Consider the following 22,225-nt stretch of genomic DNA (forward strand, 5'->3'; position numbering starts at 1 on the left):
CATGAATACGCCCTACAGCATCATACCCATTTTGTCAGGTACCCTGCTCGCTTATTTCATTACCTGGATACTGAGTCGTCGGAAATGGATTTCCCGTAACGTCCACCGGCAAATATGGAATATACTACTGCTGATTACTTTTCTCTTCACAATCGTTCTGGGACTGTTGCTGGCACTGAAAGCCAACTATAACCTGAAGTTTGCCTTTCTCGACGAAGCCTTACCGGTGCATGTTGACTTTGGGATTGCCATGAGTATTATCGGCCTGTTGCATATTTTTTGGCACCTCAACTACTTTAAACGCTTGTTTGGAAAAGAGACGGAACGAAAGTCAACGAAAACACCAGAAGAGAAACAAGTCTACATTCGAAAAACACCTCTACTTTTTCCATTTATTTTGGGACTTGTTACCCTTACGGGACAACTGGTTCTGTTTCGTGACTACCTGGCTATCTTTGGAGGCAATGCCCTCTATGTCGGCATTTTGCTTTCCCTTTGGTTAATCCTTACCGGACTCGGCACACAATTGGCCCGGAATAAAGCTTTTTCGGTTACTACGATAATCCGAATGTTACTACTAATTACCGTACTTCCATCTGTCAGCATCCTGATTATTCGGGTAACACACGGCTGGCTTTTCGAAACGGGAACAGAAACCGGTCCGTTAAGCTTTGCTTTCTTTGCCCTGTTTACGCTGGCACCTCTTTGTCTCACCGGCGGATTGCTATTTCCGGTTTTAAGCCAGCATCGGCCGGGCGAAACCACCGGTCTGATTTACTCGTGGGAGTCAGCGGGCAGTTTGCTTTCAGGTATGTTATTCAGTTTTGTGTGGGTATTTCTCATCTCGCCTATTCAAACCGTGGCGCTCACCGGCATTATCAGCCTGGCATTATTACTCTTCCTTCGAAGAAGGATGAAAGAAATTCCTCTTTACACAACCTCAGCCATTACAATACTTCTAGTCTTCCTGTTCATTTTTCCGCCCGAGAAGTTAACACGAGCTTCACTTTTCCCGGGGCAGCAAATTCAAAGCATTATTCAAAGCATCTCCGGTGAACTGGTAATTACAAAGGCAGAAAGCCAATCCAATGTATTCGAAAACAGTCGACTGCTCTACTCCCAGGGAAGTCCTTCGGCAGCAGAAGAACCAGTCCATTATGCCTTATCCCAGCTTGCACGCGTCAATCACATAGCAGTAATTTCCGGAGCATTAACCGGCGTTCTATCAGAATGTCTGAAATACCATCCAAACCGTATCGATTACTTCGAAGTAAATGGCAAGTTGCTCGATTTGGAAAAACAAAGCATTACGATTCCGGACGACTCTGTTATTCATAGCCACCGGACCGATTTTCAGCGCTGGATTGCTCAACATCCTGCTCGATATGACGGTGTACTTTTAAACATTCCACCTCCCGAAACGCCATCAGCCAGCCGGTATTACACCCAGGAATTCTTCCGAAGCATCCGGAAAAATCTCTCCGATAGCGGAGTCGTTGCCATCCCTTTGTTGTCAACCGCCAACTATCTCGATCCAACCACGGTTCGTCTCTATCAATCCGTCGTCGCAACTATCCAACCTTATTTCAAACATTGGCTTATCCTTCCCGGAAACCGGGATATTCTGCTGGTTTCAAATGGCAAATTGCACGCCAACATTTTAACCAGGGTCAACGATTTGGGCATCATGACCAATTACATCGCTTATTTTGTCGACGAATCGGAATTGGTTACCCGGAGCCACGAATATGCGGAAATGATGAAAGATGGAGTACCAACGGTATCGGCCAATCATCCCATTGCAGTCAGCTATTTTACCGGTTTCTGGTTGAAAAAGCATGGTCTTTCCTACATTCTTTTCGGGACCATACTCTTTGTCATTTTCATCTTCCTGATAAGTTTCACACGCGGCATTTCCAGAAGCATGTTTGCTGCCGGATTTACTGCATCCACGATGGAGATTGTTCCGCTTGTACTGATTCAATCAGCATTCGGATATTCCTATTACCTGATTGGCGTTATTTTCACGCTCTTCATGGCCGGACTCACGCTGGGTGCACGCTGGAAAATAGCCGAAGGCCCCAAGGGCAATCACCTGATTTACCGGCAGCATATCTGGTTTATGTTATTGCTGATACTGCAGTGGGCCATCGCGGGATGGCTTTCTCCCGGAAGAACGGTCATTTACATTACCTCGGAACTGCTGCTGATTGCCCTAACCGGATGGCTAACCGGGCGAATGTTCCAACTAATTTCCAGCCAATACCAGCCACAAACGAAAGCTCCGGCGATGGTGTACAAAGCTGATCTGTACGGCTCGGCCGGAGGCGCCATGTTAGTATCGGTGTTTTTGGTTCCGTTGCTTGGAATTAACCTGACACTCATCGTACTTTTAATGATGCATCTCCTCCTGACCTTTGTGTCGAAACACAGAACTTCTTCGGTTTCAACCTGAAAAACGCAAACGCCAAAAATTTTCGTCATGAAAGCACCTTCGATATCGAGACGAACATGTATCAAAACCGGGCTCATCGGAACGCTGGGCATGGCTTTTATTCCGGCATTGGCAGCCAATGATTCGGTTCCCAGAAAATACCAGCGCGAGGCACGTTATTACAAAGTTACCGGTCGCGGAGTGAAGTGTACACTTTGCCCGAATAAGTGCAACATCAGCCTGAATGATACCGGCGACTGCCGGACCCGAATCAACCGCGATAATAAACTATACACAACAGCTTACGGAAACCCGTGCGCCATTCATATCGACCCGGTCGAGAAAAAACCATTGTACCATTTCCTACCGGGAAGCCGTTCCTTTTCCATTGCCACTGCAGGATGTAATCTTGTTTGCCTGAATTGCCAAAACTGGCAAATCTCACAGGCTACTCCAGCTGAAACCCGGAATCAGGAACTGTTTCCTGAACAAGTGGTTGCGTCGTCCATCGGAAATAACTGCCAATCGATTGCCTATACCTATGCCGAACCGCTTGTCTTTTACGAATACACGTATGATTCTTCGGAGAAAGCACATCAGGAAGGCATCAAAAACATCCTCGTTTCTAACGGTTACGTCAATGAAGAACCACTGCGCAAACTCGCCAAAGTCATCGATGCAGCCAATATCGATTTAAAATCCTTTAGCGACGATATTTATGTACGGCTGAACACCGGCTCGCTGGAACCTGTTCTCCATACCCTGAAAATCCTAAAAGAGGAAGGTGTTTGGCTCGAAATTACCAACCTGGTTATTCCCGGCTGGACCGACGATATGGACATGATAAAAGAGATGTGCGGCTGGCTGACGAAAAATGGCTTTGAAGAAACTCCGATACATTTCAGCCGGTTCTTCCCGCAATACAAACTACAGCAGCTGCCGGCTACTCCAGCCGAAACACTTACCAAAGCACGCAACATTGCGATGCAGAAAGGAATGAAATTCGTGTACATTGGTAACCTACCGGGAAGCGATGCATCGAACACATTATGCCCCAAATGCCATCAGGTAGTCATTGAACGAAAGGGATTTCGCATCATGCAAAACAATCTGACAGAGGGTAAATGCCAATTCTGTCACACACCCGTTCAGGGTGTTTGGAGTTAGAACTACAGACTGAAAAGATCCGAACGAAAACAAAAGTTACTATCTTTGATTTTCGGCGGATTGAGGAACAAAATGCCTTTCATTTCCAAAAGTAAAACCGCCAAACTGATGACCGATCGCTAACCTTCATTCCTGTTAAAGTTGAATAGAAAATCGTTAAAAACAAACACATGAAAATACAGGTTTTTCAGGTCGACGCCTTTGCTTCCGAGCTATTTGAAGGAAATCCGGCTGCTGTTTGTCCGCTGGAAGAATGGCCCGAAGACGAAGTCCTTCAGAATATTGCCATGGAGAACAACTTATCGGAGACAGCCTTCTTTGTGCGCAATCTCCACGATTACGAACTCCGGTGGTTTACACCCAAGGTGGAAGTGGCCCTTTGCGGACACGCCACGTTGGCTACAGCACATGTCCTTTTTCATCATTTAGGAAGTACCAAAAATCCGCTCATCTTCAAAACCCGTAAAAGCGGTGAATTGCAGGTGAAAAAAGACAAAGGCTTATTAACGCTGAATTTTCCGGCTGATAAGCTGGAACCGGCCCTTCCTCCCAAAGGATTGATTGAAGCATTGGGCAAAAAACCAGAAGAAATCTGGAAAGGGAAAACTGATTACCTGCTATATTATCCCGCCCAGGAAGACATTGAAGAAATGGCTCCGGACTTTTTCCGTCTGGCCAACGTCGAAGCGCGGGGCGTCATCGTAACAGCTCCGGGCTATGAAAGCGATTTTGTTTCCCGGTTCTTTGCTCCCGCCGTTGGGGTCAATGAGGATCCGGTAACCGGCTCTGCGCATACCTCGTTAACTCCATTTTGGGCACACCGGATGAATCAGCTGGAATTTGACGCCCTCCAACTGAGTGAGCGTGGCGGAAAACTTCGGTGTCATCTTTCCGGAGACCGCGTTCTGATTTCCGGCCAGGTTAAAACATTCCTCGAAGGAACCATCACATTGTAAAAACAGAACACGATTCAAACTACTATACAAAAACACACGTTATGAAGATTTTTTTAAGCAATCTTACCAGGATAACACTGGTAATGTTGGTCTTTTTGTCTTTTTCTTTGGAAGGAAAGGCGCAGATAACGATGCCGCGGATATTCAACTGTGGCATGGTGCTTCAGGAAGGCATGGAAGTTCCCGTTTGGGGCTGGGCCTCGCCTCACGAAAAAGTGACTGTTTCCATCGACGGGAATACTGTTAAAACCAGGGCGGACAACGACGGAAAATGGCAACTAAAGCTGCCCGAAATGAATGCCGGTGGTCCTTACTCCATGAAAATAAAAGGGAATAACACCATTGTTTTCGAAAATATTATGGTCGGTGAAGTCTGGGTATGTTCAGGACAATCCAACATGGAGTTTCCGGTCGATAGCATCGACCAAAGCTATCGTGGAGTCAATAACTATCGAAAGGAAATGGCAGATGCAGACAACTATCCCGAAATAAGGCTTTTCACGGTTCCCCGAAAAATTGCCCAAACGCCACAAAAGGACATGGATGATGGCGAATGGCTCGAGTGTTCGTCAGCAACTGTAGGAGACTTTTCGGCAGTTGGTTATTTCTTTGCCCGCGATTTATACAAAAAGCTGGGCGTGCCTATTGGAATGATTTGTTCATCATGGGGAGGAACGGTAGCTGAATCATGGACCAGTCCCGAAACGATGGCAAATGATTCTGATTTTGCTCCAATGCTGGCTGCATTGCAAAAACTGGATCTGAAAAAATACAAGGAAAGCAAAGAAGCTGCAATCAAAGCGAAACTGGGCGATTTACCCACCGTTGATAAAGGTTTGGTTGACGGCAAAGCAGTTTGGGCTGCACCAGATTTCGACGATTCTGCGTGGAAGTCGATGCAACTCCCGGGATTGTGGGAAAGTCGTGGCTATGAATCAATCGATGGCATTGCCTGGTTCCGGAAAACCATCGAGATATCGCCCGAAGATGCCGGGAAAGCGGCGAAGTTGAACCTTCAGAAGATTGATGATTCGGACCAAACCTGGGTAAACGGAATCCCGGTAGGCAAGACCATGAATGCATATGACAAAAACAGGCATTATGATATTCCGGAAGGTTTGCTGAAAACTGGCAAAAATGTCATCACGGTACGAGTAGAAGACACTGGAGGCGGCGGTGGAATATATGGCAGCGCGAACCAGTTGAACCTGCAGATTGACGGCAAAAACATTCCACTGGCAGGCGACTGGAAATTTAAGTTTGGTAAGATAGATACCAACGCAATATCTCTGGGACCGAATGACTATCCTACGTTGTTGTATAATGGAATGGTCAGTCCGATAGCAGGCTACGGAATAAAAGGAGTTATCTGGTATCAGGGAGAATCGAACGCCGACCGACCTACCCAGTATCAGCGCATTTTTCCGAACCTGATCAAAGACTGGCGCATGCACTGGAACGAAGGCGATTTTCCATTCCTTTTCGTTCAGCTAGCGAATTACATGGCTCCGGCTAAAGAACCAGGTGATAGCAACTGGGCGCGTTTGCGCGAAGCTCAAACCAAAACGCTGGCGTTACCCAATACCGGAATGGCTGTAGCTATTGATATAGGTGAAGGAGGAAATATTCATCCTAAGAACAAACAATCCGTCGGGTACCGACTTTCGTTGCCGGCACTCAAAATCGCTTATAACAAAGACCTGGTATATTCGGGACCAATGTATGACTACATGGATATCGATAAATCAAGAGTTTTCCTCACATTCAATCATGTGGGCGACGGACTCAAGGTTCGCGATAAATATGGCTATCTGAAGGGCTTTGCGGTAGCCGGTGCCGATAAGAAATTCCACTGGGCAAAAGCGGTTGTTGTCAATCCAACCACGGTTGTTGTCTTCAGTTCTGAAGTGAAGAACCCGGTGGCTGTTCGTTACGGGTGGGCAGACAATCCGGATGATGTCAATCTGTATAACAGCGCAGATCTACCGGCTTCGCCCTTTCGGACCGATAACTGGTAAGTCGAAGAAAACGATATAAAAAAACAGGCTCACAAATTGAAATGTGAGCCTGTTTTCTTTGTTTCGTATCGTTAAGGTTCCAGCAGGTACGGCCACTGCATACCGGCCAACATCGCTTTCTCCCATATTTTATAGGGTTTTCCCGACATAGATATACCATATTCGGCTACGGCCTGCGGAAAGGTTACTCCCTTTCTAAACAGCCAAAACAAATGACTGTCGAATAAACTTCCGGGCGTTATTTTCTGATTCATGGTAACAGCGACATCGAATAAATCATTCTTAATCAATGCTTCTGACACAGGCAGGTTTTTATCTTTGTGTAACAAAGGCTCCTGAGCCTGAAGACCTTTTAATACCCTATAAAAAAGACGATAATTCTCGAACTGAATTTTATAGTGATGTTCCTTCTTTGTCTTCTCCCTGATAAACTTGAAGATAATAAATTCACGTTTTACCATGAATTGCCCCGAAGTTATCTGAATCATTTCAGGTACAGTAATTCCGTAATTATATAAGAGAAACAGTATTAACCGTTGCCGATCGGTCGTACTTCTGTTCATAAAATTACGTACATCATCCGGCGAAAAAAACTCATCCATAAATTATGAATTTTTCGAAATACGTTAACTATCCACACAAATTTTACACATGCATAAGTAAAGGCCAGTGTTATTTCAGGAACGTGATAGCTTTCAGTAAAATTAAACCCCTATTTTAAGTAGCATCCCCAAAAAACAGATAGACCTAAACGGTAATCCATATCACAAAAATACATATTTTTTCAGAGATTCAAATACCAGTGATATATATTCTTACACATCTTATCAACACTTTTCGTTTGAATTGAAGAACAAAAGAAAAATGCCGGCTATCGGCACAATTATTTCATTGCTATTTCTCTATATTTTTCGGCTATTTCAGCTATTTATTCAAGAATTCGTCTCCGTTGTATTTCCACCCCAAAACGGAGGACATCACAGGAACCAAGAATGCAGCCGTTTTTTTCTGTCCCGAATAGTTGGGATGAGAGTCCGCCCCCAGATCGTGTCCGGGAATCATTAAGTAGGTAGGAACACCAACAAAATAAACGTTATTCACCTGATGAACCTGACGAAATGCTTCAACCATCTCTTTCACGTAAGAATAACAAGGCTCATCAATCATAGGGCCAACGATGCAAAACACCGGCACTCCCGGATAATTCTTTTGTACCCGCAAAATCAGGTTTTCATAACCTCTCTGAAATACAGCTTTATCGGGAAAAGGATGAGTAGAAAAATCGTTAGTACCCAAATTAATCACCACGGCATCAGGTATCCAATTCGAAAAATTCCATTTAGGCTGCTCCTTCATATCGTACACCTGGTCACACTTTGACGGCATGGGCTCCGGCGATATTTTCCCTTTATAGCCATAATTCCTTACTACTCCGTATCCCGAATGAGACACCAGGTGGTAGTCCGCATCAAAAGCACGAGCCGTAATTGGCGCATAACTTTTGTAGCTATTCTCGGTCTCCGGCTTGAAGTGAGCATTCTTCGATTTCCCCTCCACCCCATAACCACAGGTAATCGAGTTACCGATAAATTGGATTTTATGTTTAGGTGCATTCGGCCAGGGAGAAATGACAGCTCCCTCATCCAGGTAAATACCGCTAAAAGTGGCTGTTCCCTGCTCTCCTTCAGTTCTTTTAACTATCTCTACCTTATGTAGTTTATTTTTGAGATTATCGGCAATCACTAAAATTGTATCACCGGTTACCTTCATCACCTTTGCGGGAAGATTATCAACCATTACCTGAAAATAATCGTGCCGGGTATCACTCATTTTCACTGCACATGATTTTCCGGTAAACTGAAACTGAATATAGACTCCGCCCCAGTCGAAACGAGGATTTTCCTTATCTGAGAAATCAATCCGCCCTACATACCGAATAGCCGAATTGGCCGCGTCGATGAACTGCTTTCCCGATTGTCCGGCAAAGGCCTTGAAATGAAACAGTAGTGCAATAATGAAAACGAGCGAGAGTTGCGCTTTCCGAAAATTCATAGGATAAGTTTTACGTGTTGAATGGCTAAAAATAGCGATTCTTCGCCGCTCACAGGCTCTTTTAACAAGAATTATGAAATCAGAAGGTCGTTATCCTTCCTGGAAAGGACTCATTCAGGAATTGTTATTTTTTTACCCAGAAAATGAGGTTGAGATCCGAACAACAGATCGAAATATCCCCGAATTCTCGCACCAGCTTCGCGAAGATGGACCTTCCAGGCCGGTATCCCGGAAACTTCACGAGCATTGTAGCCAATGGCATCAATCCCCTTCAAACGTGCAATAAACACAGCCCGTTCGTTGTGAAAAGGCTGGCTAATGATTGTAAATTTCTGCTGTCCAAAAATCTCACGACAGCGGATGACTGAATCAAACGTTCGAAAACCGGCATAATCTAAATAAATCCGATCAGCCGGAACACCTGCATCCACCAAATCTTTTTGCATGGTTACCGGCTCGTTATAATTCCGGTAACGGTTATCGCCACTCACGATCAGGTAGCGAACCTTCTTGCTTTTATACAAGCGAACAGCTGCTTCAATCCGGTAGCGGTAAAACAGGTTTTCAGTTCCTTCGGAGACGTACTTGCTCGTTCCCAGAACCAGTCCACATTTATTCGCGGGAATTTCGGTGAGCGACTGATAAAGATATCGATGTGAATAAACGGACACAATAAAATAACCCGTGAGCAACAGAACAAAACCCGTCAATATACTCCCGACTATCCATTTGCTCAATTTTTTCTGCCACCAACGTCTCATCATAAATTCTTTCGGTTAGAACCGAAGAGTAAAAATAGTTTCTACATCAGGTTCCGAATGCACAGTTAACGTTCCACCATGAAGTCTCAGAATCTGTCTCGACAAACTCAAACCAATACCGCTCCCCTTCGGTTTCGTGGTGAAGAAAGGTACAAAAATTTTGTCCAACACATCAGGCAATATTCCCTGTCCGTTATCGGAAATCTGTATCAGGATTCGGCCCCGCTGATCGAGTGATGACTTCATTGAAAGCTTTGGATTATCCGTTTTATCCAGTGCCTGAATTGAATTGCGAATGAGATTGATAATAACCTGCTCAATGAGTTGCTCGTCTGCCGAAAGCTCCAGATTAGGCGGCTCAACGGAGATATCGCAGGTAATTCCTTTCCGGTGAATTTCCTCTTTCATCAGGGATGAAATCGTGTCGAACAACTTCTGAACCTGGAATATCGTATAATTGGGTTTGGGAATCCGGGTCAAATTCCGGTACGATTCCACAAAGTGAAGTAATCCGGTACTTCGCTTATGAATCGTTTTCAAAGCCATTTCAACCTCTTCGACAACTTCGGCCTCACCTTCATCTGAGAAAATATTATCATACCGCTCCCGTACATCTTTAATCAGGTAATCAAGCGTTTGTGTCAACGAGGCAATAGGCGTAATGGAGTTCATGATTTCGTGTGTCAGCACCCTGATGAGTTTCTGCCAACTCTCCATCTCCTTCTCCTCCAGCTCGCTTTGAATATCTTTGATGGAAACCAAACGAATATTCTTATCGGCCACCTTGAACTCGGTTGCATAAATTGCCAGCTGCAGAATTTCGTCCTTCTCCCGAATCTTAACCAGAATATTCTCTCCGTTGCTGATGTTCATCAAACCGTTCTTCAACTCCGGCGAAACCGCTTCCAGTTCCTTCAGGTTTTTCAGTTGCGAAAGCTGGAACAGTTTCTTCGTGGCATTATTTATTAGCTCAACCTCACCATTCTGCCGATAGGCAATTAAACCAATCCCGATGTGTTCAACCACCGTTCGCAGATAGAAATAGTTTTGTTCCCTTTCTTCCCGCACCTTCCGAAAATCGCTGATAACCTGATTAAACGATTCGCTTAATCGGGCGAACGATTTGCCGGCACCGGAAATCTCATACGTCCTGGAAAAATCGGAATAACGGAGCGACTCAAGGAAGTTGGTTAGTAACGTATTGGTCGTTTCGACAAATGAAATGAGCGAATAAACCTCATAAATTAACACGGCCAACACCAACAGACTCGTTAAATAATAGTCCGTCAACAGAAAGAGAACTACCATCAATACAATGGTAGCAAGCAGGGCCAAAACCCTTAACACAACAGAAAGCCGAAAATTTCTAGAGCCCATATTTTTCAAGTCTGCGGTAAAGTGAGGTTCTTGTCAGTCCAAGCTCCGAAGCAGCCTTGGATATATTGCCATGATGCATCTTCATCACCTTCAGAATAACCGTTTTTTCCACCTCATCGAGATTATAATTTTCGAGGTCAAGTCCTTCGCTGGACTGTGAAACCGTACGCAATTGAAGATCGTCAGCATTAATCCACTCGCCTTCACTCATGATGACTGCCCTTTCAACCACATGCTGAAGCTCCCTGACGTTTCCCGGCCATTTATATTCTTCGAGTCGCTGCATCGCATCCTTCGTTATGCCCCGAACAGCCTTTTTATATTTCCGGGCATACACCGCAAAAAAGTGGTTGGCCAGCAAAGGGATATCGCCTTCGCGTTCCCGCAATGGAGGCAAATCAACCTCCACGGTATTGATCCGGTAAAGTAAATCCTGCCGGAATTTGCCTTCAACAATCATCTGCGGCAGGTTCATATTGGTTGCACAAATCAACCGGACATCAATTGGTTTTGGTTTATTTGAACCAACCCGTAAGACTTCCCTTCGTTCCAGAACGGTCAGTAATTTAGCCTGCAAGGGAAGCGACAGGTTACCAATCTCATCCAGAAACAAGGTTCCGCCGGAAGCGATTTCAAATCGTCCCGGTCGATCGTTTTTTGCATCGGTAAACGAGCCCTTCACGTGTCCAAAAAGTTCACTTTCGAACAACGTTTCACTAATGGCTCCCAAATCGACACTGATGAACGTCTCATCCTTCCGAAGGGAATTAGCATGTAAAGCACGGGCAACCAACTCTTTTCCGGTACCGTTTTCACCGAGAATCAAAACACTGGCATCTGTTCCGGCCACTTTGCTAATCGAATCGTACACATCCTGCATCTCGGGCGATTTACCGACAAAATCGGCGAAAGACTTGTTCATCACCCGGTTGATGGCCTGCTGCCGAATGCGCAGCTGAGCCAGCTCTCTCTTCGATTTACAAAGGTTTAGGGCTGAATTGATAGTCGCCAGAAGCTTCTCATTTTGCCAGGGTTTCAGAATAAAATCGGTGGCACCTTCCTTTATTGCCCGAACACTCTTCTCGACATCACCATAAGCCGTGATGAAAAGAACAACTGCCGATGGATCAATTTCCAGTATTTTCTGTAACCAGAAAAAGCCCTCCTGCCCACTGATAGCATCCTTGGTGAAGTTCATATCAAGCAGGATGACATCGAACTCTTCTTTTTTCAGTAAAACCGGAATATTTCCCGGATCGCTTTCAGTAGTTACCTTTTCTACATGCTGTCGCAGAAGAAGGCGGAGAGAAAACAAAATATCCTCATTGTCATCTACAACGAGAATCTTCCCAAATTTTTCCATAGGTAGTTTTTTACAGGCATTTACAAGTATTAAGCCACAATTCGGAGCATTCTGCAGAGTCCGGTTATTTCTTAATCCTAATCGGGTAACTATCAACAGATACTCGGTAAATGCAATTTACTAAAATAAATTTTCTGTACTTTCAGGAACTGAAATAAATGTACGAATTCGAACACAAACTGTACGCATTCGGACATAAAAATTAAAAGATAAAATTATATTTGCCTGATTATATGACCATTGCAAGTTGGCACAATTCATGGTTGCATTTGTCATAAAAGGATAAAAGCATTCGAACTACATAACTTATGATAAATTTACAGGATATCTCTAAGGTTTTCACAACAAGAGAAGTGGAAACCAGAGCATTAACCAATATAAACCTAACAATAGATAAAGGAGAATTTGTCAGTGTAATGGGACCTTCCGGCTGCGGAAAAACAACCTTGCTGAACATTATGGGCCTGATTGAAACTCCCAGCTCCGGCACCTATTATTTTGACAACCGGATCGTTTCGAGCTTAAGTGAACGTCAACGAACCGATATCAGAAAAGAAAGTTTCTCGTACGTTTTTCAGAGCTTTAATTTGATTGACGAATTAACCGTCCGGGAAAACATTGAATTACCACTGATTTACCAGAAAATACATTCGACCGAACGCAAGAAGAGAGTAGACAATTTACTTGACCGTTTCAACCTGGGGCACCGCTCCGATTATTTTCCCCAGCAACTCTCGGGAGGTCAACAGCAAAGGGTTGCCGTAGCCAGAGCGATCGTGAGCCGGCCGCGCATTATTTTAGCTGATGAGCCAACCGGAAACCTGGATAGTACGCATGGCGAAGAAATCATGCGGCTGTTAACCAGTTTAAATGAGGAAGGTACCACCATTGTAATGGTCACCCACTCAAAAATGCATGCACAAAGGGCACAACGTATCATCCACCTGTTCGACGGACACGTTGTTACCGAAAATTTCACGATGCCAACCGGAATTTAATCGTCGCAATATCATGATGACCAAAAACTACATAAAGCTGGCGATCCGGAACCTCCGCCGAAACAAGGATTACTTTTTTATCAACGTTTTCGGATTGGCGATCGGTATGGCCTGTGCTATACTGGTAATGCTTCATGTATGGACCCAAACACACTTCGATGATTTTCATCCGGATGACAACCGGTTGTATCGGGCCACTATCGAATCGAAAATGGGAAGTATCGGAACCAACTTTGCAGTTACCCCTCCCCGATTTGCTTTTGGTTTGAAGAAACGCGTTCCCGAGATTGAACAGGCGTGTCGTATATACAAAAGCGAACGAAAAATTCTGCTGAAAACAAAGAATGACGAAGTCCTGGATGCACCGTCACTCCTTTTTGTCGATTCCACGTTTTTCGATATGTTCGGGTTTAAACTTCTGCAAGGTAATCCTGCCACCTGCCTGTCGAAAGAAAAAAGCATCGTTATTACCAAGTCTATGGCGAAAACCTATTTCCCGGAGGGAGCCATAGGAAAGAAGATTATCTCGGAGAACGATACCAAATGGACAATTACCGGTGTGGTTGAAGATTGTCCGTATAACACGCAAATTCAATACAGTGCATTAGCCTCGCTTCCTACACTGGAGTTACCCAACAACTCCTGGCTATCGAGCTTTCTCTACACCTACTACCGCTTTAAGCCGGGAGTAGATATGGACAAACCGGCTCCGCCCAATGCCATTGGCGGCATTACCGATATTGAATATAAATTGCTGCAGGCATACCTTAAAGCCGCGACACCGGAAATTGAGCGAACTACCAAGATGACTCCCCAGGAATTCCATGACATGGGGAATAATTTCATTATCAAACTGCAACAAATTAGGAGAATTCATCTTTTCTCGCATCTCAACTACGAGATGTCGAAGAATGCCAATATTGAAACGCTAATCGTTCTTGGAGCCATCTCGCTGTTAATTATCCTCATTGCTGCCATCAACTACGCTAACCTGTCTACCGCACGATTGGCCGGAAGAACGCGTGAAATCGGAATCCGCAAATTGTTAGGCTCACACCGGAGGGATATGGCCCGCCAGTTTTTAGCTGAGTCGATTACCATCAGTTTTATTTCGCTATTCCTGGCCCTGGTCATTGTTGAGCTGGCTTTTCCACAGCTCGAAAAGATGTATCAGTTTTCGAGTCCGTCATTGTCGCAGTCATTGCTCAAACTCTCCCCGATAATATTCGGAATTGCTTTGGTTACGGGAATTATTGCGGGCTTGTATCCTGCTTTTTACGTTACCCGGTTCACACCTGCCACTATTTTGCAGAACCAGAAAAAACTGGGTCCACGCGCCAAAGGTTTACGAGGCGTATTAGTGATTCTTCAGTTCCTGTTTTCCATTGTGATCATCTATTCAACATCGACCATCTACCGGCAACTGAATTACATTCAATCCAAAAGCATTGGCTTCGATAAGAATAACTTGCTCGTTTTGGACAATTCAACCGGCTTGGGAGACAATCGTGACGCATTCGCTGAGCGAATAAAAGCTCTTCCGCGCGTTACGGATCTGTCCTATTCAAGTGCTGTTCCGGGTCAGCTAATTGATATGTATACCTTTCATAAAATGAATGATTCGACCAACCAGAACTATCTTCTGCAGGTAAACTGGGCGGACAATCATTTTCTCAAGACTTATGGTATGCACTTTATCGATTCGACTAAAGCAATACCGGGCAAATCGACCGAACCAAAGCATTTGTTCAGCCAGTTAAACGATTCAACGGCTCAAGCAGGTAGTGAAACAAAACCAATCGCTGTAATTCTCAATGAAAAAGCGGTGCAATACATGGGACTTAAAGACCCGGTTGGTAAGCATCTTCTCCGTTTGCTTCAAAATGGCGACCAGGTTGAGTATACAGTAAAAGGAGTCGTTCGTAATTTTCATTTCGAATCATTTCACGAAGAAGTGCAACCACTGATTTTTCTACCGGAAGTTCCGCGTTTCAGCAGGTTCACCTCCATACGTTTTAAATCTCCGCCTTCCGATAAAGATATTGCAGAAGTGAAGAAAATATGGGAAGAGGAAAACCCAACCACCTTGTTTAGTGAGTTTTCCATGTCGGACAATTTGCAAAAACAGTATACCGAAGAACGCTCGACAGGTGAGGTAGCTGTAGCATTTTCGTTCTTTGCCATATTCATTGCCTGCATGGGGTTATACTCGCTCATGGCGTTGATAACGGTATACCGAACCAAAGAGATTGGCATCAGAAAAGTGTTGGGCGCCGGTACACGGGAGTTGGTCTTCCTGCTATCGAAAGAAACACTACAATTAGTCGTATTAGCCAGTTTGCTGGCACTGCCGCTCGCCTACCAAATATCCAGGTTATGGCTATCGAGATTTGCCTATCAGGTCAATCTCAGCATTACCAATTACCTGTTTGTTTCGGCAGCTGTTTTCGCAATAGCTATATTTACTGTTTATCGCCAATTGTGGAGAACAATTAACGCCGACCCGGCCGAATCACTTCGATACGAATAGAAATATCTGGAACTAAAATAATCAGGGGAGGAAATCAACCGATTACCTCCCCTTTGCTGTTTATTACAGGAGCCGTCCAGACTCAATTTCACACACACTCCATTAACAACAGCAATACGACCTAATCTATAACCTCATAATTTTACCCGCTATAACGCAGCTTATTTTTGAAAATGCTCCTTTTTGCAATTCGTTATATTTAATAGACAGGCAACGCTTACTTTCCCCCTAAGCAGCCATAGGCTTGCCACTAACCAATCCGACCTATCATTTTGACATAATCCCATCAGATGCTGTCTGATACGAAGCCAGTCTCTCAACATAAATCAAAATTTTGTTCGGATTCGCACAAGTGAACGAACCAATTCGTTCACTTTTTTGACTTCACCAAACATCTAAAACAAATATAAAACACTAATATACTGATAATTATATACTATGGCACACATCATGCTTTAGGGTAGGTGATTAAAAATCTTAATGAGGAGGGCCATAAAATGAAAGCAAAAGTATTAACCGCACAAGTGAACTTCCAACTGGCAGCAGTCCTTTTGGCAGTTCTTCTGAGCCTGACATTCGTCTTTCGGGCTTATTCACAAAGTTCAGATGAACAACTGGCTTTGAATGAAAACGCAACCTATACAGCCGCAATCGAGGCATACGAAAATGATCTTCAGTTGAACACGAATACTTCGGAAGCAGAAGAAAATTTCGGGCGGACTGTCGTCTTTAACCGCTTCGAAACCGACAATGAACTGGACATCGAATTGTGGATGTACTGTGATTACTACTGGACAGGTGTACCATGTGAAGCATTACTTAACCCTTCAGTAATTGAGGAAGAACCTCTAAAGGTTGAAGAGTGGATGCACGACAATCATTACTGGAGTGGCAAATAAACATCCGATGTGCCCTCTCCTGTAATTCAATATACCCCAAACCCGGAATAACCTTCCGGGTTTTTTGTTGCTCATAGGTTTTTACCTTCGCCAGAAGAACCTCTTTCTGAGTCACTCTTTCTCAAAAAGTCTTCTTAACAATCAATTATGGCACACTTTATGTAATAAACCAAGTGCAGAGTTTAAGGAAAATGATTTTCAAGATATTTTAAAAAGATTGGTTTTGAATTTGATTACAGCACCAGTTATTGAGTAATTGTATTGAAAGAGTGCCCGTTTTTTTTTTCGGGCACTCTTTTTTTACACTTAAAAGGCTATCGTCCCAGAGCTCCAGATCTGATTCCCACATTTTACCAGCAAAATCAACTGTTCCATCCACCGAAAAAATTCACTCCCAAATGTTCGGAATCGTACACAGTGTGTTCTAATTCGTTCAAAATGATACAACTCGGGAGCAAACAAGAAGTCCCTTTACTTCCTAGGTATGAATAACTTACACTTTTTGGCACGCAAACTGTTATAACACAGGCAAACGGACAAAAAAACAAGAAAAAAATAAAGTCATGAAAGCACAAGCATTAAAATCAACAAAAAGGGTCATCGCTACCATCATGATAGTTTTAACATTAGGTTTAACCAGTATTGCAAATGCTCAGGGAATTTCGGCATTCATCGCCATGCTCTCACCCGCAGCAAGTCTCGCCAGCACTTCTCTGGAAGCACTTTCGGACATGAACGTTACAGCTGAAGTCGATAATTCACTGGAAGTAGAAAACTGGATGAGCAACGACAACTACTGGACCGGCAGCGAACAAGACAACCAGTTGAATATAGAAGATTGGATGAGCAATGAAAACTACTGGGGAGTTAACGAAAACGAGAATGTATCGGACAGCCCGCTGACCATCCAAAACTGGATGACCTCCAACAGCTACTGGATGGGACCTGAAAAAGAATCAGACCAGAAACTGGCAATGGAAAACTGGATGACATCGAATGAATACTGGGGAGTAAAATAAATAATTTTCAATACAGAGGTTTTAGATTAAGTATACAGCACAAGTGAGTTAGTTTTTCGATTTTCTTCAAAAAAGCCCGGCAATCATGTCGGGCTTTATTTTTCTAAAAAAGAAAAGGTTGCAGACATCAAGCCCGCAACCTCTTTATATTTTTCAGCACTTCTTCTTAAAGTCCCAGCTTTTCCCTAATTGCTTTCGGAATAGCATTTTTATTTACCATGATACAAGTGGTCTTGTAACGAACGTAAGGTTTCGAAGCATAGAAGTATCCGTCCCATGCGTTATAGTCACCCCACGAATTTTTCACTTTGTAGTACATGGTACCGTTCTGGTCTTTAGCCAAACCGATAATATGCATTCCGTGATCGTCGGTTGTTTGCCAATCGTCGAATGCTTCCTGCCGCATTTCCTGGGTAATGTGCTTCTCTTTTCCGGGTTTGTCCAGTTTGTAGAGTTGCTCGTTTTTCTCTTTTGCAGTCAGTTTCTCCCACTTTGAAAGCTCCGTGTTTGTCATATCCTTCACGTCCGCATCCGGAACAACTGCCACTCCTTTTTTCGAAGTAGAAAATCCTTTTTCGCTCACATCAGCAGCCCAGGCAACGGTATAACCGCTATTCAACGAATTGTCGATAATTTTCATCATCTCGTCCAGCGGAACATTGTACACTTCGTCCCACTCCCAGTTATCAGGCACTTCGAGCTTGAACTTAGAGTAGAAAGGATGATGTGTAAACGATGTAATCTCGACATAATCATCAGGATTCAAACCGCAATATTCGTTGGCAAAAGTCTTCGGAGTATATTCTTTCCCTTTGTATTCAAATTTTGTCGGCAAGTCACCAAGATACGCATCCAGCGTTCCGGTTACTGATTCTTCCCACGCAGTAGAAAGCTTCTTGTTTTTGTTTTCAATCACTGCGTCAACAATGCCTTTCAAAACGTCGTCCATCTCGCCATGAACGTGCTTCTTCTCTCCGTAGTTAAGACCGGTGTACACATCTTCCGGAACAATACCGTAGTTTTTCAGCACGTAGGTCACATCGTGAAATGCACCACCGGGACCAAAATTCAGGTTTCCGTGCAAACGTACAGTCTTAATTGCCTTGTCGATATAGCAATGGTAAACCACGAACATTTCCGAAAGATTAACCTTCGGCTTGCCCATACGCAACATTTCCGACTCGAGAAAAGAGAGTCCACTAAATGCCCAGCAGGTTCCCGAACGATATTGGTCTTTAACCGAAGTATGGGGTAACTCTTTGACGGTCGTAAAATGATAGCCTTCTTCTTTGCTACTCTTCTCCTTGTCCTGTGCCGAGACATTCCATGTAAATGCTAATAATCCAGCCAGGAGCATAAAAAACTTAAATCGATTCATTAGAGATATTTGATTTATATGTTAACTACAATTAACTCATAGCCAACGAAAATATGAAAATAATTAACGGCAACAAACGACTAAGATCACAATTGGTTAACGGGAAATTAACGAAAAAGGTATTCTCGTGTTTCAAATACACTTATTACCTGTCACTTACTATTCTTCCGCAAAAGCACTTTGTAAAAATCAGTCACCATTAAAAGCAGCAAAAACAAATAGATAAAATCTTCCAGCGGAATCGTCATAAAACGAATGCCGATATTATCGGACGGGTTGTACCGAACCACCGGAAGGCTGGTGAGGATTCCGTTCACAATCGAGAATGGAATTAAGGCAATCAGGTAGGCAATCAGAAAGTGGGCCAGCCAATTGATACGACGTCTGAAAATGAGAATCATAACGAGATAAGAAGCAGTCAGAAGTGACACAATAAAGGTGTAGTACCGGCTTCTGAAATAAAGAGAGAAAGCTAACAAGAGGCCAGCTAAAACAACCAAAATTGCTCTATTTAAACGCTTTGACCGAAATTCCGCTCCCGGGAAATAAAAAACAATTACATCAAAAATAAACAGACAGCTGAACGGGATAATCAGGAAAAAAAGCCACTCTTCCACCGGAAGGTGCCAAATCTGCCATCCAACAATGTACTTTTCATTGAACCCCCAGATAGCGGCCTGGGTAAAAATGATATCCCACAAGATGAATAAGACCGCTGCCCGCAAGATGGCAGGAAACAGAAATTTCCAACGCTTATGGTAATGCACCTTCTTGTCGAAACTAAGCAATAACGGCCCGAGAAGGCTCAGGAATAAAAGAATAAAATATGTATACTTTCCGGTAGCCATTTAATTAAATAATCAAACCAAAAGCATGACGGGCATACGCCGTAAAAAGCAATGTCATTTTTCGAAATCCCGGAACACGTAGCCGCGCTTTCAGGATATGATTTGGTTTGGTATGTTTAATTTTTTCGAATAATTTACGATAATACAAATAGGCAAGATAAACTCCAAGACGAACGTCGCGGTGTAGCCTGATGATTCCCTGAAAAGCCTCTTTAAAATCAGCTTCAATATCCTCCTCTATTTTTCGCTTGGCTTCCTCATCGAAACATGAAAAGTTGATATCTTGAAAATAAAGGCGTCCTTTCCCCTGGTAATCATCTTTGATGTCGCGCAAGAAATTCACTTTCTGAAAAACCTCTCCCAACTTTCTCGCCGGGTGAACTAATTCCTGGTAAGTCTTGTCATCATCGGGGTAGAAAACCCTGAGACACATCAATCCAACCACTTCGGCTGAGCCATAAATATAGGTCTTGAGCCGCTTTTCATCGTACACATCAAAATCCAGGTCCATCTCCATGCTGTCGAGGAAAGCGTCGATGAGCTGATGAGCAATATGATATTTGTTTACCACATACTGGAAACTGTTCAGCACCGGGTTCATACTGATGCCCCGCTCAATTGCCTCGTAGGTTTGCTTCCGGAACTCCTGCAAAAGCTCCCGCTGCTGATACTCGAAGAAGGTATCGACAATCTCATCCGCAAAACGGACATAACCATAAATGGAGTAAATCGCATCACGGTAACGGGGTTTCAACATCAAAATCCCCAGCGAGAACGATGTGCTGTAGTTACGGGTGGTAACACGACTACAGTCAATGCTGGTTTTCAGATACAAGTCCATAAGCCTGGTTTATTCGTTCAGTAACTAACCGGGAGCTGATAACCGTCATTGGCAAACCCGTACCGGGCGTGGTCGAAGCTCCAACATAAAATACATTGCGGAAATATTCATCGAAATTTCGGGGACGTAATCCCCCAACCTGCATCAGGTTATGTCCCAATCCCAATCCGCTTCCGCGGAATAACCGGAACTTCGACTCCCATTCGACAGGTGAGAAAACCGTTCGCGAGACAATGCGCTCCCTCAAATTCGTTCCGGTCCGTTCGGAAAAGTCATCGATAATCCGATCGGCAATTTCTTCGGCATCGTCCCAGGAGGGCTTATATCTCCTATCGGGAACAGGACAAAGGATAAAAACACTTTCGTGCCCTTCCGGAGCATAATCCGGATTATGCATCGAAGGAATATTGACGTAATAATACGGCTGATCGAGGCTCACTTTGTTTTCAAAAATTCCCCCTGCATATTCCTCAAAGTTCTTTCTCAGAAAATAGTTATGGTGATACATGTCATCCAGCTTCCCTTTGATTCCGAGGTAAATCGTCAACGGGGCCATGGTCCAGTTCATCTTATCCAGCTTGGCTTCAGAATAAGCCGGTCGTTTCAAAACTGCTCCACGGAACCAGGCTGCGTCAGCGTTTATCACATAGGCATCGGCATTCCAAACCTTTCCTTCACCGTCTACCAAACCGGTTATCTTTTTACCATCCGCCTGGTAGTCGACAATCTCGGTATCGAAGGCGAACTGAACGCCTCTCTTCTTCAGTTCATCCATCAGCGTAGTGACAATTTTGTACATGCCACCTTCCACGTTGTAATAGCCGTCGTGTTCCATTTCGGTATATGACAGCAGAGTGAAAACCGCCGGTGTATTAAACGGCGTATTTCCCAGGAAGAAGCCAACCAACGAAAAAATCACTTTTACTTCGAACGAGGTAAAATGACGTTCCAGCTCTTTCCACATCGTTCGAAACAATTTCGGCGCATGCTTCAGCGGAACCCGCGTTAATTGCAACGCGTACTGTAAAATCGAATCAAAATTTCGTCGAATGATCACCTGTTCGGTATCGTGAAACAAGCGGCCCGTTTCATCCAAAAAACGGCGCATCTTCAATTCAAAATCAGGTTCTACATCCCGGAATTCATTAGCCAGCAGGCTCAGATTCTTGTAAATTAAGCGTGGTTTATTTTCGTCAGCAAAATGAACAGCATATAATGGATCTAACTCTACAAAACGGAAGGGCATCTCCAACCCGCAATAATCCATGAGTTCGCGAAATTCGTAACTCATGCTAAAAAAGGTCGGCCCCAGGTCCCAGGAAAAACCATCCTTCTGTAAAAGATTTAACCGGCCTCCGGCCTGGTTATTCTTCTCTACCACCATCACCCGATACCCGTCAGACGACAAACGGAGTGCGGTAGACAAGCCTCCAAGACCGGCACCAACAACTATAACTGATTTTTCCATTCGTCAATAGATTAGAAAGATTCTTGCTTTATAAATCATTAAATTGAGTCCTTAAAAACAGTAAGAAATCAAAATATTGTTTAATTTTTTATTCGTAAAGTTAAACAAAATTGTTT

At 43.9% G+C, this 22,225-nt stretch carries 17 protein-coding genes; 8 read left to right on the forward strand and 9 right to left on the reverse strand.

Translation table 11 applies throughout. The features are described from left to right. The first annotated feature begins 1 nt into the window (after window position 1). From CLV93_RS16290 to CLV93_RS16305, 4 genes are all read left to right on the forward strand, one after another. The gene (locus CLV93_RS16290) at window positions 2–2,455 is read left to right on the forward strand and encodes a spermine/spermidine synthase domain-containing protein (RefSeq protein WP_106543278.1); all 2,454 of its coding nucleotides are present in this window, start codon (window positions 2–4) and stop codon (window positions 2,453–2,455) included. 27 nt (window positions 2,456–2,482) lie between these two features. Continuing rightward, window positions 2,483–3,601, forward strand: a complete 1,119-nt coding sequence (gene amrS, locus CLV93_RS16295) for an AmmeMemoRadiSam system radical SAM enzyme (RefSeq protein WP_106543279.1) — start codon at window positions 2,483–2,485, stop codon at window positions 3,599–3,601. 170 nt (window positions 3,602–3,771) lie between these two features. Next, on the forward strand, window positions 3,772–4,557 hold the full coding sequence (locus CLV93_RS16300) for a PhzF family phenazine biosynthesis protein (RefSeq protein WP_106543280.1): 786 nt from the start codon (window positions 3,772–3,774) through the stop codon (window positions 4,555–4,557). Window positions 4,558–4,598: 41 nt separating this feature from the next. After that, the gene (locus tag CLV93_RS16305) at window positions 4,599–6,575 is read left to right on the forward strand and encodes a sialate O-acetylesterase (RefSeq protein WP_211297881.1); all 1,977 of its coding nucleotides are present in this window, start codon (window positions 4,599–4,601) and stop codon (window positions 6,573–6,575) included. A gap of 71 nt (window positions 6,576–6,646) precedes the next feature. Here the strand turns inward: CLV93_RS16305 and CLV93_RS16310 are convergent, their stop codons facing one another. The 5 genes from CLV93_RS16310 to CLV93_RS16330 form a co-directional block, all read right to left on the reverse strand. Then, complete coding sequence (locus CLV93_RS16310; protein WP_106543281.1) at window positions 6,647–7,177, reverse strand: site-specific integrase; 531 nt, start codon at window positions 7,175–7,177, stop codon at window positions 6,647–6,649. A gap of 322 nt (window positions 7,178–7,499) precedes the next feature. After that, on the reverse strand, window positions 7,500–8,627 hold the full coding sequence (locus tag CLV93_RS16315) for an SGNH/GDSL hydrolase family protein (RefSeq protein ID WP_106543282.1): 1,128 nt from the start codon (window positions 8,625–8,627) through the stop codon (window positions 7,500–7,502). A 110-nt stretch (window positions 8,628–8,737) separates the two neighbouring features. Then, entirely contained in the window at window positions 8,738–9,391 is a 654-nt protein-coding gene (locus CLV93_RS16320; protein ID WP_106543283.1) for a SanA/YdcF family protein, read from the reverse strand. Window positions 9,392–9,403: 12 nt separating this feature from the next. Further along, the gene (locus CLV93_RS16325; protein ID WP_106543284.1) at window positions 9,404–10,765 is read right to left on the reverse strand and encodes a sensor histidine kinase; all 1,362 of its coding nucleotides are present in this window, start codon (window positions 10,763–10,765) and stop codon (window positions 9,404–9,406) included. Further along, window positions 10,755–12,128 carry a sigma-54-dependent transcriptional regulator gene (locus CLV93_RS16330; protein WP_106543285.1) on the reverse strand — a complete coding sequence of 458 codons (1,374 nt, stop codon included), beginning with the start codon at window positions 12,126–12,128 and terminating at the stop codon, window positions 10,755–10,757. Before CLV93_RS16330 ends, CLV93_RS16325 begins: the two co-directional genes overlap by 11 nt. A gap of 308 nt (window positions 12,129–12,436) precedes the next feature. Here CLV93_RS16330 and CLV93_RS16335 point away from each other — a divergent pair, with 308 nt between their 5' ends. From CLV93_RS16335 to CLV93_RS16350, 4 genes are all read left to right on the forward strand, one after another. Continuing rightward, complete coding sequence (locus tag CLV93_RS16335; protein ID WP_106543286.1) at window positions 12,437–13,126, forward strand: ABC transporter ATP-binding protein; 690 nt, start codon at window positions 12,437–12,439, stop codon at window positions 13,124–13,126. 13 nt (window positions 13,127–13,139) lie between these two features. After that, window positions 13,140–15,656, forward strand: a complete 2,517-nt coding sequence (locus tag CLV93_RS16340) for an FtsX-like permease family protein (RefSeq protein ID WP_170108978.1) — start codon at window positions 13,140–13,142, stop codon at window positions 15,654–15,656. A gap of 497 nt (window positions 15,657–16,153) precedes the next feature. Then, window positions 16,154–16,555, forward strand: a complete 402-nt coding sequence (locus CLV93_RS16345; RefSeq protein ID WP_106543288.1) for a hypothetical protein — start codon at window positions 16,154–16,156, stop codon at window positions 16,553–16,555. 563 nt (window positions 16,556–17,118) lie between these two features. Beyond that, window positions 17,119–17,574, forward strand: coding sequence for a hypothetical protein (locus tag CLV93_RS16350; protein ID WP_106543289.1), 456 nt, complete (start codon window positions 17,119–17,121; stop codon window positions 17,572–17,574). 166 nt (window positions 17,575–17,740) lie between these two features. On the opposite strand, the gene CLV93_RS16355 is transcribed toward CLV93_RS16350, so the two are convergent. From CLV93_RS16355 to CLV93_RS16370, 4 genes are all read right to left on the reverse strand, one after another. Continuing rightward, window positions 17,741–18,952: a C1 family peptidase gene (locus CLV93_RS16355; RefSeq protein WP_174821588.1), complete on the reverse strand. Its 1,212-nt coding sequence runs from the start codon at window positions 18,950–18,952 to the stop codon at window positions 17,741–17,743. A gap of 152 nt (window positions 18,953–19,104) precedes the next feature. Continuing rightward, the gene (locus tag CLV93_RS16360) at window positions 19,105–19,800 is read right to left on the reverse strand and encodes a lycopene cyclase domain-containing protein (protein WP_106543291.1); all 696 of its coding nucleotides are present in this window, start codon (window positions 19,798–19,800) and stop codon (window positions 19,105–19,107) included. Window positions 19,801–19,804: 4 nt separating this feature from the next. Beyond that, window positions 19,805–20,641 (reverse strand): phytoene/squalene synthase family protein, encoded by an 837-nt coding sequence (locus CLV93_RS16365; protein ID WP_106543292.1) that lies wholly within the window; start codon window positions 20,639–20,641, stop codon window positions 19,805–19,807. Then, entirely contained in the window at window positions 20,613–22,109 is a 1,497-nt protein-coding gene (locus tag CLV93_RS16370; protein ID WP_106543293.1) for a phytoene desaturase family protein, read from the reverse strand. Before CLV93_RS16370 ends, CLV93_RS16365 begins: the two co-directional genes overlap by 29 nt. Window positions 22,110–22,225 lie beyond the last annotated feature (116 nt).

This window comes from Prolixibacter denitrificans (assembly GCF_003014495.1).
GTDB classification, from domain to species: domain Bacteria; phylum Bacteroidota; class Bacteroidia; order Bacteroidales; family Prolixibacteraceae; genus Prolixibacter; species Prolixibacter denitrificans.